The organism is Thalassolituus sp. (assembly GCF_984348125.1).
Genome location: NZ_CFHJLR010000025.1, coordinates 13,052 through 27,248, shown reverse-complemented (window position 1 = coordinate 27,248; position 14,197 = coordinate 13,052). Strand labels below are relative to the sequence as shown.

The 14,197-nt window shown below is 50.9% G+C and carries 11 protein-coding genes and 4 tRNA genes; 13 read left to right on the top strand and 2 right to left on the bottom strand.

Annotation, left to right across the window (positions count from 1 at the left end):
• Positions 1 to 46 precede the first annotated feature (46 nt).
• Positions 47 to 137 (top strand) — tRNA-Ser (locus AC5E51_RS14485).
• Positions 138 to 513: 376 nt separating this feature from the next.
• On the opposite strand, the gene AC5E51_RS14480 is transcribed toward AC5E51_RS14485, so the two are convergent.
• Positions 514 to 1,437: a histone deacetylase family protein gene (locus tag AC5E51_RS14480; protein ID WP_068439816.1), complete on the bottom strand. Its 924-nt coding sequence runs from the start codon at positions 1,435 to 1,437 to the stop codon at positions 514 to 516.
• Positions 1,438 to 1,510: 73 nt separating this feature from the next.
• On the opposite strand from AC5E51_RS14480, the gene AC5E51_RS14475 reads away from it, so the two are divergent.
• The 10 genes from AC5E51_RS14475 to AC5E51_RS14430 all read left to right on the top strand — a co-directional run bounded on the left by AC5E51_RS14475 (position 1,511) and on the right by AC5E51_RS14430 (position 10,349).
• Positions 1,511 to 4,225, top strand: a complete 2,715-nt coding sequence (locus AC5E51_RS14475) for a bifunctional acetate--CoA ligase family protein/GNAT family N-acetyltransferase (protein WP_068440442.1) — start codon at positions 1,511 to 1,513, stop codon at positions 4,223 to 4,225.
• A 55-nt stretch (positions 4,226 to 4,280) separates the two neighbouring features.
• Positions 4,281 to 4,931: a UvrY/SirA/GacA family response regulator transcription factor gene (gene uvrY, locus AC5E51_RS14470; protein ID WP_068440446.1), complete on the top strand. Its 651-nt coding sequence runs from the start codon at positions 4,281 to 4,283 to the stop codon at positions 4,929 to 4,931.
• Positions 4,931 to 6,757 (top strand): excinuclease ABC subunit UvrC, encoded by a 1,827-nt coding sequence (gene uvrC / locus AC5E51_RS14465; RefSeq protein WP_301378739.1) that lies wholly within the window; start codon positions 4,931 to 4,933, stop codon positions 6,755 to 6,757. Before uvrY ends, uvrC begins: the two co-directional genes overlap by 1 nt.
• 8 nt (positions 6,758 to 6,765) lie before the next feature.
• Complete coding sequence (gene pgsA / locus AC5E51_RS14460; RefSeq protein WP_068439446.1) at positions 6,766 to 7,308, top strand: CDP-diacylglycerol--glycerol-3-phosphate 3-phosphatidyltransferase; 543 nt, start codon at positions 6,766 to 6,768, stop codon at positions 7,306 to 7,308.
• Positions 7,309 to 7,399: 91 nt separating this feature from the next.
• A tRNA-Gly gene (locus tag AC5E51_RS14455) sits at positions 7,400 to 7,475 on the top strand.
• A 182-nt stretch (positions 7,476 to 7,657) separates the two neighbouring features.
• Positions 7,658 to 7,731, top strand: a tRNA-Cys gene (locus tag AC5E51_RS14450).
• A gap of 34 nt (positions 7,732 to 7,765) precedes the next feature.
• Positions 7,766 to 7,852 (top strand) — tRNA-Leu (locus AC5E51_RS14445).
• A gap of 101 nt (positions 7,853 to 7,953) precedes the next feature.
• Entirely contained in the window at positions 7,954 to 8,796 is an 843-nt protein-coding gene (locus AC5E51_RS14440; protein WP_301378737.1) for a radical SAM protein, read from the top strand.
• 9 nt (positions 8,797 to 8,805) lie between these two features.
• Positions 8,806 to 9,324: a DUF1285 domain-containing protein gene (locus AC5E51_RS14435; protein ID WP_068439443.1), complete on the top strand. Its 519-nt coding sequence runs from the start codon at positions 8,806 to 8,808 to the stop codon at positions 9,322 to 9,324.
• 164 nt (positions 9,325 to 9,488) lie between these two features.
• Positions 9,489 to 10,349, top strand: a complete 861-nt coding sequence (locus AC5E51_RS14430) for a DUF6160 family protein (protein ID WP_301378735.1) — start codon at positions 9,489 to 9,491, stop codon at positions 10,347 to 10,349.
• A 104-nt stretch (positions 10,350 to 10,453) separates the two neighbouring features.
• On the opposite strand, the gene AC5E51_RS14425 is transcribed toward AC5E51_RS14430, so the two are convergent.
• Complete coding sequence (locus AC5E51_RS14425; RefSeq protein WP_491778754.1) at positions 10,454 to 12,094, bottom strand: electron transfer flavoprotein-ubiquinone oxidoreductase; 1,641 nt, start codon at positions 12,092 to 12,094, stop codon at positions 10,454 to 10,456.
• Between the two features lie 284 nt (positions 12,095 to 12,378).
• Between AC5E51_RS14425 and AC5E51_RS14420 the strand changes: the two genes are divergently transcribed.
• Both AC5E51_RS14420 and AC5E51_RS14415 read left to right on the top strand, forming a co-directional pair.
• Positions 12,379 to 13,128, top strand: a complete 750-nt coding sequence (locus tag AC5E51_RS14420; protein ID WP_273091856.1) for an electron transfer flavoprotein subunit beta/FixA family protein — start codon at positions 12,379 to 12,381, stop codon at positions 13,126 to 13,128.
• Between the two features lie 14 nt (positions 13,129 to 13,142).
• On the top strand, positions 13,143 to 14,072 hold the full coding sequence (locus AC5E51_RS14415) for an FAD-binding protein (RefSeq protein ID WP_491778753.1): 930 nt from the start codon (positions 13,143 to 13,145) through the stop codon (positions 14,070 to 14,072).
• The last annotated feature ends 125 nt before the right edge of the window (positions 14,073 to 14,197 follow it).

Genomic DNA, 14,197 nt, shown 5'->3' with positions numbered 1-14,197 from the left:
AAAGAAGTTGACGTGGAAAATGAGAGAGGTAATATAAGCGCCGTTCGGAGGGATGGCTGAGCGGTTGAAAGCACCGGTCTTGAAAACCGGCATAGGTTAATAGCCTATCTAGGGTTCGAATCCCTATCCCTCCGCCACTTATTTCATAAAAAAGCCCAGCATATTGCTGGGCTTTTTTGTTTTTGAATTCATGTTTTCGTATTGATCTGTACAGATACCGTTCTAAAACAAAGATCGGGCTGCAGCGATCAGGACGGATGTGCTCACACATGCCGTCAATGCAATCAGCGCCATCTCTGCCTTTGTTACGCGTGACAGCGATTCTGGTGTAGCAACAATTGCGTAAATAACTCCAGTTTCTTGCTTTGGTCTCATAGCAGTATCCTGTTTGTTGGAACTGCTGAAATCATGCCATCTGCAATCGGGAAAATCGTGCGTACCTCTGTGGCTTTCTGTGACAGACGGTAAGTTTTGCACTCCAGAGTGTGACAGGGATTGTGAAAATAAAGCGCGCTAGTTTGACTGCAGGCCTGTCAGGTATGCAGCGACGGAACGACCCAGGGCGTTGAGGTCGTATCCACCTTCCAGAATACTCAGTACGGGAGTGTTTCTTGTTGCTGCAATGTTATCAATCAAACAGCCAAGCCAGTTATAGTCTGAATCCAGTAAATTCAATTCCGCCATTGGGTCATCTTTGTGGCCATCAAAACCCGCGGAAACGATAATAAGCTCAGGCGCATACGACTTCAGCGCTGGCAGCCAGTGCTCTTCGATCATAGCCCTGAAGGTTGCACTGCCGGTGCCAGACTCAAGCGGAACATTGATCAGGTTATTGAACTTTGACTGCTCGTAGTGAGTGTATGGGTAAAAAGGGTGCTGAAAACTGGAGCAGATGAGAAAACGCTGATCATTCCCAAGAATATCTATAGTGCCATTGCCCTGATGGGCATCGAAGTCGAGAAGGGCTATCCGCTGAAAGTGGTGGACGTCAGCAGCCCTGAGCGCTGATATGGCAACGTTATTGAAAAAGCAGAACCCCATGGCCTTGCGGTGTTCTGCATGATGACCCGGCGGGCGCGTTGCAACGAAGGCACGCGACTGTTCGCCTTTTGCAAGGTCATCCAATGCTGCTGTACAGGACCCTGCCGACCACAAGGCGGCATTGAGTGAGCCGGGTGACATGGCGGTATCTTCGTCAACGTAGATATGGCCATGCTTAGGTTGTATCAGGTGGAGCTGTTCAACATAGCCTTTGCTGTGCGCCCGAAGGATGTCTGGCATATCAGCCGACCGACCATTGACATGAATCAGTTGCTCCCAGATGCCCTGAGATTTAAGCTCCTGCTCTATGGCCATGATTCGCATGGCGTGTTCGGGATGGTCTTCATCCGTAAAGTGCGAGAAGTGCTCTTCCGACGTGTAATACGCTAATGGCATCTGTTCCTGACCGTCTTGTTTTTGCTCAGTGTACTCTCGACTGGCACAAACACAAAAAACCAATGGAGGTTTGATGGGTACCCGATCTCTTGAACGCTTTGTGCAGCCCGAGTCGATCGCTGTGATTGGTGCATCTGACAGGCAGGGCAGTCTTGGCGGTGCAATTGTCAGAAACCTCCTGGAGGCAGGGTACGAAGGCAAAATCCAGCCTGTTAACAGCAAGGGCTATAAAGAGATTTATGGCTTGCCGGCGGTGGCAAAAATAAGTCAGCTGAAGAACCCTCCCGACCTGGCTATTATCTGTACCCCTGCGGACTCCGTTGCGCGTGTAATAAAGCAGCTGCACGCTATTGGTGTCGAGGCCGCCATGGTGCTCACGGGCGGGATGGCGCGCACACGTTCGCGGCAGTTCCGGCCTAACTCGGAAAAAATCGACCGCATCGTTAAACAGACCCGGATGCGGATTCTGGGCCCTGACTGTCTTGGTATCGTTATCCCACACAGGAAGCTCAATGCAAGCTTCCTTCATGTCCCTGTCAGGCAGGGTAGTATTGCCTACATAGGGCAGTCGGGAACGCTCGCCTCTGGCGTAATGGACTGGGCTTACAGCAGGGGAATTGGGTTCTCTCATGTCGCAACGCTGGGTCGCAGCGAGGACGTGACACTTCCGGATCTGATCGATTACATATCTCAGGAACCTAAGGCCCGGACATTGCTCATCCAGCTTGATGAAATTCGCTCAGGCCGGGCGCTGGTTCGGTCTCTGCGCGCAGCTTCCAGGCACAGGCTTGTATTGGCAGTAAAGAATAACCGTTTTTCTGACAGCCCTCTCAATCCTGTGTCTTCTCCTAAAGGATTGTCTCGCCGCGACGACCTGATTGATGAGGTTTTAGCCAGAGCAGGGGTTCTCAGGGTAAATGCAACGGATGAACTGTTTGATTGCGTGGACGCCCTGAGTAATCGCCGCGAACGCTTCGGACCCCGGCTTGCCGTTATTGCGAACGGTCGAGGCCCTGCGATTATCGCGATGGATCGACTACTACACGACGGTGGTGAGCTTGCGACCTTTACGAAGGATGGATCGCAGGTACTGAAGAGCCAGCTTCCAGACTATGTCAAAGCCGAAAATCCGTTGCTTCTTAATCCTGAGCTGAAGCCCGAGCAGTTGAGCGCTGTTGCTAAAACAGTTCTCACGGATCGTAATGTCGACGCACTGCTGGTTATATTCACACCAGGATTGGGAACAGACGCACAAGCAAACGCAGAGGCCCTGATAGAGGTCGCTGCTCATACCCAGAAAATGGTGCTCACGAGCTGGGTCGGTGAATATTCGGTAGAAGGCGCGAGGGCCAGTTTTGATCGCGCAAAAATCCCGACATTTGATACGCCGGACAATGCTATCAAGTCCTACATGTACATGGTTCAGCACCAGAGGACACAGGACCTGTTACGCGAAACCCCGGAAAGTATCGAGATCCCTGTCTCTGCGCAGCACGCCGGACTGGATGAAGAGATTCGTAGCTCTTACAAGGCAGGGGACTATCTATCGCCACCGGATGCCTACAAATTACTCAAAGCGTACGGCTACTCCTGCGCTGATAGCATTTTCAGGACCACCCCAAATAAGCTGATTAAGGACGCTCAAGCAATTCCCAAGCCCTGGGTTCTGCGAGTCCATCACAAGGATTATTTGTATCCTTTTGCCTACGGCACGAACCCTCGTGAGCGTATTCGCAGCGTGGTTCGCGATCTGCACAACGAGAAGGAGCTATTGCCAGCGATCGACTCGCTTTCTCAGGTTATTACTGAGCGATTCCCGGAGAGTCCGATATTGGGATACACGGTACAGACCATGCACCGGGCACTGGATAATCTTCAGTTTTCGTTCGGCATTGGTCGTGACAACGAGGTTGGCCCGTTCATCTTCTTTGGCGGCGGGGGCAGTACCGCCGATATTCTCGTCGATCGCCAGGTGGCGCTCCCGCCTCTGAATGCAAACCTTGCCGAAAAGTTGATCCGCAAATCCCATTTTTATGAGGTTCTTCAGGAACGCTCGGAATACCCTGAAAAAGACTTACTGACACTCGAACGTTGGCTGGTCGCATTGTCTCATCTCGCTCTGAATCACCCATGGCTCTCGGGGCTTGAAGTGAATGCAATCCGCCAGCAGATTGGTCGGTACCGCGTGATTGGTGTGGCTGCTGAAGTCGGAGAGCCAGTTAAATGTGCAATCCTTCCTTACCCGACAGAATTGTCAGGCAGCTACACCTCGCCAAATAACATTGAATATCTTGTTCGGCCTATCCGCGGAGAGGATGAGCCGCAGCTTGATGCCTTTTATCATCGACTGAGCGCAGAAAGTCTCAGGTTGCGTTTTTTCTCTGCTCGCCGGCGCTTTGATCATACCGAGTTGGCTCGCCTTACACAGATAGATTACGACCGGGAAATGGCTTTCGTAGCCTGGTGTGACGGTAAAATATTCGGCGTCGTGAGAGTCTGGATCGATCCTGACGACGTAACCGCTGAGTTCTCTGTAATCGTTGATGATAATTCCAGGGGCGAGCGTCTTGGATTCCACCTGATGAGCCGTATTATCGAGTACCTGAAAGATCGCGGCGTTCTGCAGATCTACGGATCAGTTCTGCCCGAGAACGGGCCAATGCTGAAACTGGCTCAGCGTCTCGGCTTCTCGAACCGGTTGAATACTGCTGACGGTGTTGTTGAGGTGGCAATGATGTTGAACAGTGAAAAGTACGCGTGGCAATCGAAGCGCATGTACCCGGTGTAGTTGCTTTGGTATATTTCACACCTTATCGCAGCCAGCCAATTCTGGAGATGTTTTTTTGATTCGAGTCCTAGTAGTTGATGATCAGGATCTGGTTCGATCAGGTATTTGTCGCTTGCTTGCCGATGCTGAGCAGGTTGAGGTTGTCGGCGATGCTGCCAGTGGCGAAGAGGCCGTGCAGAAAGCGCGCGACCTGGAGCCTGATGTTGTCCTTATGGATATTAACATGCCGGGCATCGGTGGCCTTGAGGCTACCCAGAAGATTCTTCAGCGTCAGCCCGAGATTCAGATTATTGCGCTGACTGTTTACGACGGCGACCCCTACACATCGCGACTCCTGAAAATTGGTGCCTCTGGTTACCTGACCAAAGGTGCACATTTTGATGAAATGCTGAGAGCGATCGTTAAAGTGAATTCCGGCCAGAAATATATCAGTCCTGAAATTGCTCAGAAGTTGGCATTACGCCCATTTCAGGATGATGCTGGATCACCCTTCGAGACCTTGTCTGAAAGAGAGCTCCAGATCTCCATCATGATTGCGAAAGGCCAACGTGTCCCATTAATTGGTGAAGCACTGTTTCTGAGCCCTAAAACGGTCAATAGTTATCGCTATCGCATCTTTGAAAAGCTCGGTATAGAAAAGAGTGACGTGCAGTTAACCCATTTAGCCTTACGGCACGGACTGATTGACGCCAACGAAGTGAATTAATGCCTGACTTCGATATTAAGGCATTCCTGAAGTCGCTTACCCAGAGGGCTGGTGTCTACAGGATGTACGACAAAGACAAGTCGTTACTCTACGTAGGAAAGGCAAAAAACCTGAAGAACCGGGTTTCGAGTTACTTCCGCGCCCGAGGTCTTAACGCAAAGACCGTCGCTTTGGTCAGTCGGATTGATCATATCGATGTCACAGTCACGGGCAGTGAAGTCGAAGCGCTCATTCTTGAGCAGACTCTGATCAAGAAGCATCGCCCGCCGTACAATATCCTGCTCAAGGATGATAAGTCATATCCTTACCTGCACATCTCAGATCACCCTTATCCGCTTCTATCATACGCCCGGGGGCGACGCAGGAAAAAGGGCCTGTATTTTGGTCCTTATCCGAACCCCGGTGCTGCTCGTGAGGCGCAGAACTATCTGCAGCGACTGTTTCTTCTCCGCAACTGTGAAGATAGCTACTTTAATCACCGTAGCCGCCCTTGTTTGCAGTATGAGATTCATCGTTGCTCGGCTCCTTGTGTCGGTCATATATCGAAAGAAGAGTATGAGCGGGACATTCAGCGCGCAAGAATGTTTCTCGAGGGTAAATCCCGCGAACTTATCTCTGACCTTCAGGCTGGAATGGAGCAGGCAGCGGAGGATCTTCAATTTGAGAAGGCAGCTGAGTTCAGAGATAGAGTAGAGCTACTGAGGCGTATCCAGGAACGCCAGATGGCAGAGTCTGGAGAGAAAAATGCGGACGTCTGGGTCGCAATTGAGTGGCAGGCAATGATCTGCGTTCAACGCCTCACCTTTCGTAAAGGGCGCCTCACCAACTCCCAGAGTTTTTTTCCGGAAGATAAAATTGGGGTGCCACTTGAGGAGTTGTTTGTTTCCTATATCGAGCAGTTCTATCTGGGAGGTCATGCGAGTGATACCTTGCCCGAAGTTCTCATTGCTGACATAGAATCCGATGTGCTTGCACCTATGCTGTCAGCACTTAAAGAGCAAGGCCTCTCGTTGCAGCACCAGAGAGGTGTGCGAGGCGACGGTCGACAATGGCTGGCAATGGCTGAAGAGAACGCCAGAGCGGGTATACAGTCTGTCATGTCGGGCCGACAGGCAGCGCAAAGCAAGCTCGATGCAGTCGCTGATCTTCTGAAACTGAATTTTGTTCCGGCCCGGATAGAGTGTTTCGATATCAGTCATGCTCAGGGTGAGGCTGCGTACGCATCTTGCGTTGTCTATGGCAAAGAAGGGTTGGACAAGTCACGCTATCGGCGTTTCTCGGTGAAAAACGTCACTGCAGGGGATGACTACGCAGCACTTGAAGATTCTGTCCGCAGGCATCTCACGCGCATGCTTGAGCAGAATGACCTCCCGGATATTCTTTTGATTGATGGCGGCAAAGGTCAGGTCTCAAGGATTGATCAGGTCCTGGATGAGCTACAGATTGCCGATGTGTACTTACTTGGCATATCAAAGGGGGCGACCCGAAAGTCAGGGTGGGAATACTTGTGGCGACCGCAGACCGCGAAACCTATTCTTCCCGATGCTCATGATGCAGGCTTTCGCCTTCTGCAGTACGTTCGCGACGAGGCGCACCGCTTTGCTATAACCGGCCATAGAAAAGAGCGGGCTAAGAAGCGCGGGCAGTCGGATCTTGAGAAATTACCCGGAGTGGGACCAAAAAGGCGAAGAGAGCTTTTGCTTCACTTCGGCAGTCTGCGTAATATGCGCGGTGCGCCGCGGGCTGAGTTCGAAAAAGTCCCGGGTATCAGTAAAGCATTGGCAGGGCAGATTTTCGCTGCGCTCCATGGTGAAGAACAGGAGTAGTACCGGCAATGAACATACCTAATATACTGACTATGGGGCGGATATTGGTGATTCCGCTGATGGTGGTATGTTTTTACTGGTTAGGGGAGAGTGGCCGCGTCTGGGCATCCCTGTTATTCGCGGCGGCTGCGGTCACTGACTGGCTGGATGGTTATCTCGCACGAAAACTTGACCAGACGTCGGCGCTAGGTGCGTTTCTTGATCCGGTCGCAGATAAGCTGATTGTCTCGGTTGCTCTGGTACTGCTCGTGGAGCATTTTGCACACCCTTGGTTAACGATTCCGGCAATGGTGATCGTTGGCAGAGAAATCGTAATTTCGGCACTTCGTGAGTGGATGGCAGAGCTTGGAAAGCGGGCCAATGTCGCTGTCAGTCAGTTGGGTAAGATAAAAACTGCACTCCAGATGGTCTCTATAACCGTGCTGCTGGGTGCATCAGAGGGAAGCCTGCTGGAGGTTCTTGGGATTTACGCACTTTACGGAGCGGCGATTCTGACTCTCTGGTCCATGCTGATCTATCTTAAGGCCGCGTGGCCTGAGCTGAGACGCTAACAATTTCGGGAAAATAATTCTCTAAGTTGTTAAAAAGTAAGAAAAAAGGCTTGACTGGTTACACGTATTATTTAAAATGCGCAGCACTTAAGCGGGAATAGCTCAGTTGGTAGAGCACAACCTTGCCAAGGTTGGGGTCGGGAGTTCGAGCCTCCTTTCCCGCTCCATTCTTTCTTACCCTAAGAAATGAATATCAAAGCGCGTCACTAGAGCGCTGTTTATGTAAGTGCACTGGCTCCAGTGCAACCGCCAAGCTCCTGCTTGGCAGAATACGGCGCGATAGCAAAGCGCTGTTTATGTAAGTGCACTGGCTCCAGTGCAACCGCCAAGCTCCTGTTTGGCAGAATACGGCGCGATAGCAAAGCGGTTATGCACTGGATTGCAAATCCACGTAGGCCGGTTCGACTCCGGCTCGCGCCTCCACTTACTTTCTGACACCTCTGTCAGAAGCCCGTTCGCCCGGGTGGTGGAATTGGTAGACACAGGAGATTTAAAATCTCCCGACCTTATGGTCGTGCCGGTTCAATTCCGGCTCCGGGCACCATATCATAGCCCCACACCCTCTACGTAAAGCAATCGTATCCAATAACTATGTTCCCAGATTATATCGAGCCGGTTTTTCGCCCGCCCTCAGAAGGGCGATCTATGATTTTTCAGGTTACCAACGGGTGTTCCTGGAACAACTGCACCTTCTGCGATATGTACACTCAGCCTCAGAAGAAGTTCAGGGCCCGCAACGAGGATGAGGTGCTCGCAGAAATTAAAAATGCGGCAGCGGTCGGCCCGAGATTTGAAAAGGTGTTTCTGGCAGATGGCGATGCACTTGTCCTCCCTGTTCGGCGCCTCGAAAACATTCTTCAGCAGATCAGAGAGAGTCTCCCCTGGGTTAAGCGTGTAGGTGCCTATTGCCTGCCGCGGAACATCAGAAAGAAGTCTGTTGAGGATTTGCAGCACCTGAGAGAGCTGGGGCTTGGCATCGCTTACGTTGGAGCTGAAAGTGGAGACGACGACGTTCTCAAGGCCATCGCAAAGGGGGAGACATACCAGTCCACCCTGGAGGCGCTCCTTAAGCTGAAAGCAGCCGGCATCAGCTCATCAGTCATGGTACTAAATGGTATGGGAGGGCGCTCACTGAGTCACCAGCATGCAGTCAACACAGCAAAGCTGATGACAGAGGCTCAGCCGGAGTTTCTTTCAACCCTGGTAGTGAGCTACCCGCTTGGCCAGAAACGTGTCGAACAGGGTTTCGAAGAAGCAGGTTTCGACTACGAATTGCCGGACCAGCACGAACTTTTTGTTGAACTCCGTACCTTTATCGACAGTCTGGATTTGAAAGATACAGTATTCCGTAGTGATCACGCGTCTAACTACCTCCCTCTCAAGGGGAATCTCGGGGCGGATAAGCAGGCATTACTCGCCCAGCTTGATACTGCGATCAATAAACCAGACTCCATCAGGTTGCGACAGGAGTGGCAAAGAGGACTTTAAGGCAGGCCGATGAACTTAGATGATATAAGCAAGGCTTTCGATCTCGACAAAGTGCAGGCATACCCATTAGACAAATGGACTCCCGATTTGTCTGGGGATATAGACATCCGGGTAGCGAAAGATGGCAGGTGGTTTCACGAAGGTGGCGAAATCAGCCGCAAGCCTTTGCTGAGGCTCTTTGCATCTCTTGTAAAACAAGAAGGCAATGAATTTTTCCTCGTTACGCCGGTTGAGAAGTGGCGCATAAAAGTAGAAGACACGCCCCTTCATGTGATTTCACTGGTTGGGGAGCCTGATGCTGGGGTTAGTGCGGTTTTATCGAATGGCCAGGTGGAGCTTCTCGATAGCAATAGCGGGATTACATTGACCAAACTGGATGAGAATGACATTCCAGTTATAACGACAGCGCAAGGACTAACTGCACGCTTTTTGAGGTCAGCCTATTACCAGCTCTTAGAAATGGGCGAGCTTACAGAGGGCGGTTTTTCGATGCGCTCGGGTCAGAGCTCGGTTTCCTTCACTTTGTAAGCGAAGGCTGATACGTCATATTGTGCCACGTTGCTATTGAGGGCCTCATAAACCCTTGTGTATTGGCTGTAACAAGGTAGTTTGCTACTGAGTGTCAGTTGCACAAGTATGGTGCCGGACGTAAACTGATGTAACTACAATAAAAACTTGATGGATCGCCTATCATGAAGAAATCACTACTCGCGGGCTGCATAGCACTCGCTACCGCAGGTACTCAGGCTGAACTCTCGCCTATGTCTGAGTTTGAGCTGCATAACGTTACTGGCCAGGCCGGTGTAGACATCGAGCTAGATGTTGGTGTGCAAGTTGGAGAGATTCGCTACACCGATACGGAGGAGGTCGTTGGCGGCGTCAGCGATGGCGACGGAGGCAGCTTGACTATTTCAGACGTTTACATCGGTGGCGGGGAGGATCGTAACACTCTCTTTGGCTTCAGCAATCCTGGCAACACCGCCAACCTGAACAATCTCAGATTTAAGATTGACATCGACCAGGATGGCTCCTTACTTGTTCTTGGTGAGCCCACCTCTGGCGGTGTAGGGGTTGTTGACATCCTCTTGACCACCGGTGAGATAGCTGTTGAAGGTGCAGGCGGCATCAACCGACATGTTCTCGTTGATAGTATTAGCATGTACGGTGGCGCGCTTGCTCTTGAAATGCGCGTCGATGGTGCAACTAACGACATCGAGTTTTACACTGCAATTGGCATTGAGGATCTCGATATCGACATGTCGTCTTCTTTCGGAATTGTTATTGAAGATGCTGTTGTTGCAGGTAATTCATACAATGAAAAGTTGGCTGCAAATCGCACGCCTGATGCTAGCGACCGTGTCGCCAAACTGTATGTGAACATGAGTACAGATGTTGCAGATGGTGTAAGGTTTGATTTTGCATCTCCGTTTGATGATGAGAATGTTATCGACGTTCGCATGCCTAGCGTCAGTGTTGGAGGCAGTCAACTGGGCAGCATTGTAATTGATGACTTTCAGTTCCGTGGCGTATCGATGGTTGTGTCGGGCCGCTGAGTCGCAATATGGCGCCCCTAAACAAGAAAGGGCTATCGGGCCCTTTTGGTTAAAACGTCACTATCAAGACAATAAAAAAGGGCCTTTCGGCCCTTTTTATTGTCTTACATATTTGGATAGTTTGGACCGCCGCCGCCTTCTGGCGTAACCCAGGTGATGTTCTGGGCAGGATCTTTAATATCACAGGTCTTGCAGTGCACGCAGTTCTGAGAGTTGATCTGGAAGCGCTGACCATTCTCATCCTCCACCACTTCATAAACACCGGCAGGGCAGTAGCGCTGCGCAGGTTCATTGTACTTAGGCAGGTTCTGAGATAAAGGAATCGACGCATCCGTCAACTTCAGGTGGCAAGGCTGGTCTTCTGCGTGGTTTACGTTACCCACGAAGACAGAGCCGAGCTTATCAAAACTGAGCTTGCCGTCTGGTTTCGGGTAGTCGATCTTCTTGCAATCAGCTGCTGGCTTGAGCATTTCATGATCCGCCGTCTTGTCATGCAACGTGACAGGAATCGGGAAAATGTTCTGATCGATAAAGTTGAAGGCTGCACCACCGAATGTACCGAACTTGTGCATTGCAGGGCCAAAGTTACGGCTGCGATGCAGTTCTTCCCATGCCCATGATGCCTCAAAGGCTGCAGTGTATTCGTTGATTTCGTCATTGGCACGATCAGCCTGAAGCGCCTTGAACATTTCTTCTGCTGCCACAAGGCCACTCTTCATCGCGGTGTGAGTACCCTTGATCTTAGCGAAGTTAAGCGTACCCGCGTCACAACCAATTACCAGACCACCTGGGAAGGTCATTTTAGGCAGGCAGTTCAGGCCGCCTTTGGCGATCGCGCGCGCGCCATAAGATACGCGCTTACCACCTTCAAGGTACTGTTTCAGTACTGGGTGGTGCTTCATGCGCTGGAATTCATCAAACGGGCTGACGTGTGGATTGCTGTACGACAGATCCGTAATCAGGCCAACAACAACCTGGTTGTTTTCAGTGTGATACAGGAAGAAACCACCGGTAGAGCCAGACTCACTGAGCGGCCAGCCCGCCCCGTGCAGAACCAGACCTTCCTGGTGCTTTGCAGGATCAATATCCCACAGCTCTTTGATACCAATGCCGTAGTGCTGAGGATCTTTGCCAGCGTCAAGATTGAATTTAGCAATGAGCTCCTTGCCTAGGTGACCACGACAGCCCTCTGCAAACACGGTGTATTTGGCACGCAGTTCCATACCAGGCATGTAGCTGTCTTTCTCTGAGCCGTCTTCAGCAACGCCCATATCACCAGTAACAACACCCTTGACAGTATCATCTTCAATGATCAGAGATGCTGCTGGGAAGCCCGGATAGATTTCTACACCAAGAGCTTCGGCTTGTTCGCCCAGCCAGCGGCACACATTACCGAGAGACACGATGTAGTTTCCATCGTTATGCATCGGCTTAGGAATCGCCCAGTGTGGAGTTTTGACAGACTTTTCATCGGAAGTAAGGAAGTAAACTTCATCACCTTTGACTGGCGTATTCAGCGGAGCACCCATCTCTTTCCAGTTTGGAAAGAGTTCCGTGAGCGCTCGGTCTTCGATGACCGCACCGGAAAGGATGTGTGCACCAATCTCAGAACCTTTTTCAACCAGGCACACTGAGATTTCCTGGCCTGCTTCTTCTGCCAGTTGTTTGATACGACAAGCTGCCGACAGGCCTGAAGGGCCGCCGCCGACGATGACTACGTCGTATTCCATTACGTCACGTTGCATAGATGATCTCCTCAAATCACGATGGGAGTGCCGCATTCGCGGTCGTTGCTTCACCGGTTGGCCCGGTTCGAAAAAATGGTGGCCATTATACGGCGAGAAGACTGTCAGGCAACTTATTTAGAGGCAGAAGTACCGTATTTACTGGACTGAATCAGTACTGAGAATAGCTCACACTTGACCTGAAGTGTCACAATCCCAATAATGTGGCCCGCTGGAAAGGGTATCGGGCAATGTTTTAGCTGCAAATCACCCTTTAATCATCCACTAGAGAATACGAGGAATCTATGAAGGTTCTTGTCGCTGTAAAACGCGTTATCGACTACAACGTCAAAGTACGCGTAAAAGCAGACAACTCTGATGTTGATCTGACTAACGTCAAAATGGCTATGAACCCATTTTGTGAAATTGCCGTAGAAGAAGCAGTTCGCCTGAAAGAAAAGGGTGTTGCTTCTGAGATCGTTGTTGTTTCTATCGGCCCTAAAGTTGCTCAAGAGCAAATCCGTACTGCTCTGGCACTGGGTGCTGACCGCGGCATTCTGATCGAAACAGAAGAGAAGCTGGAGCCGCTGACAGTTGCCAAGCTGCTGAAAGGCGTTGTTGAGAAGGAACAGCCACAGATCGTTCTGATGGGCAAACAGACCATCGACAGCGACAACAACCAGACTGGCCAGATGCTGGGGGCGCTGACTGGCATGCCGCAGGGTACATTCGCTTCAGAAGTTGCTGTAGATGGCGACAAAGTTAACGTTACTCGTGAAATTGACGGCGGTCTGCGCACTGTAGCTCTGAACCTGCCAGCAATCGTTACGACTGACCTGCGTCTGAACGAACCACGTTACGCGTCACTGCCTAACATCATGAAAGCTAAGCGCAAGCCGCTGGATACCACTACGCCTGCAGACCTCGGTGTTGAAGTTAAATCAACTCTGTCTCTGGTTAAAGTGACTCCGCCAGCCGAACGCTCTGCTGGTATCAAGGTTGACAGCGTTGCGACGCTGGTTGATAAACTGAAAAACGACGCGAAAGTGCTCTGAGAGAGGTTGGTGTAATGGCAATTTTAGTAATCGCAGAACACGATAACGCCACTCTGAAAGGCGCTACCCTGAACACTATCACTGCTGCTACCAAAATTGGTGGCGATGTTGAAGTTCTGGTTGCAGGCTCCGGTTGTGGTGCGGCTGCAGAAGCTGCTGCAAAAGTAGCTGGTGTTGCAAAAGTACTGGTAGCGGACAACGCTGCTTACGAATATCAGCTTGCTGAAAACATGGGCGAACTGGTTGCTGAGCTTGGCAAAGGCTACAGCCATATCCTGGCAGCTGCTACCACGACTGGCAAAGACTTCCTACCACGCGCAGCGGCGCTGCTGGACGTCAATATGATCTCTGAAGTTATTGGTGTTGAAGGTGAAGATACATTCGTTCGCCCAATCTACGCTGGTAACGCAATCGCTACTGTTAAGTCTTCTGACAGCATCAAAGTGATGACTGTTCGTGGCACTGCATTTGATGCAGCTGCTGCAGAAGGTGGTTCAGCTGCGACTGAGTCTGTTGATATTGCAAAAGACGCTGGCGTTTCTGCTTTCGCAAGCGAAGAACTGGCCAAGTCTGACCGTCCTGAACTGACTGCGGCAAGCGTGGTTATTTCTGGTGGTCGCGGCATGGGCAATGGCGACAACTTCGAAATGCTGTACAAAGTTGCAGACAAGATCGGCGCTGCTGTTGGTGCATCTCGTGCTGCAGTTGATGCTGGCTTCGTTCCAAACGACATGCAGGTTGGTCAGACGGGTAAAATCGTTGCTCCAGATCTGTACGTTGCAGTCGGTATCTCTGGTGCTATCCAGCACCTTGCAGGTATGAAGGACTCTAAAGTCATTGTTGCTATCAACAAAGACGAAGAGGCTCCTATCTTCCAGGTTGCAGACTACGGTCTGGTTGCTGACCTGTTCGACGCGGTTCCTGAACTGGAATCTGCTCTCTAAGGTTTATTAAGCCTTAGAAAAAAGCCCGGCTATTGCCGGGCTTTTTCGTTTTGGCCATATTCAGCTGAACAAGTGTCTTGTCATGCTCTTGTCATTTATCTGTAATAGGGTACTTTACACAACCG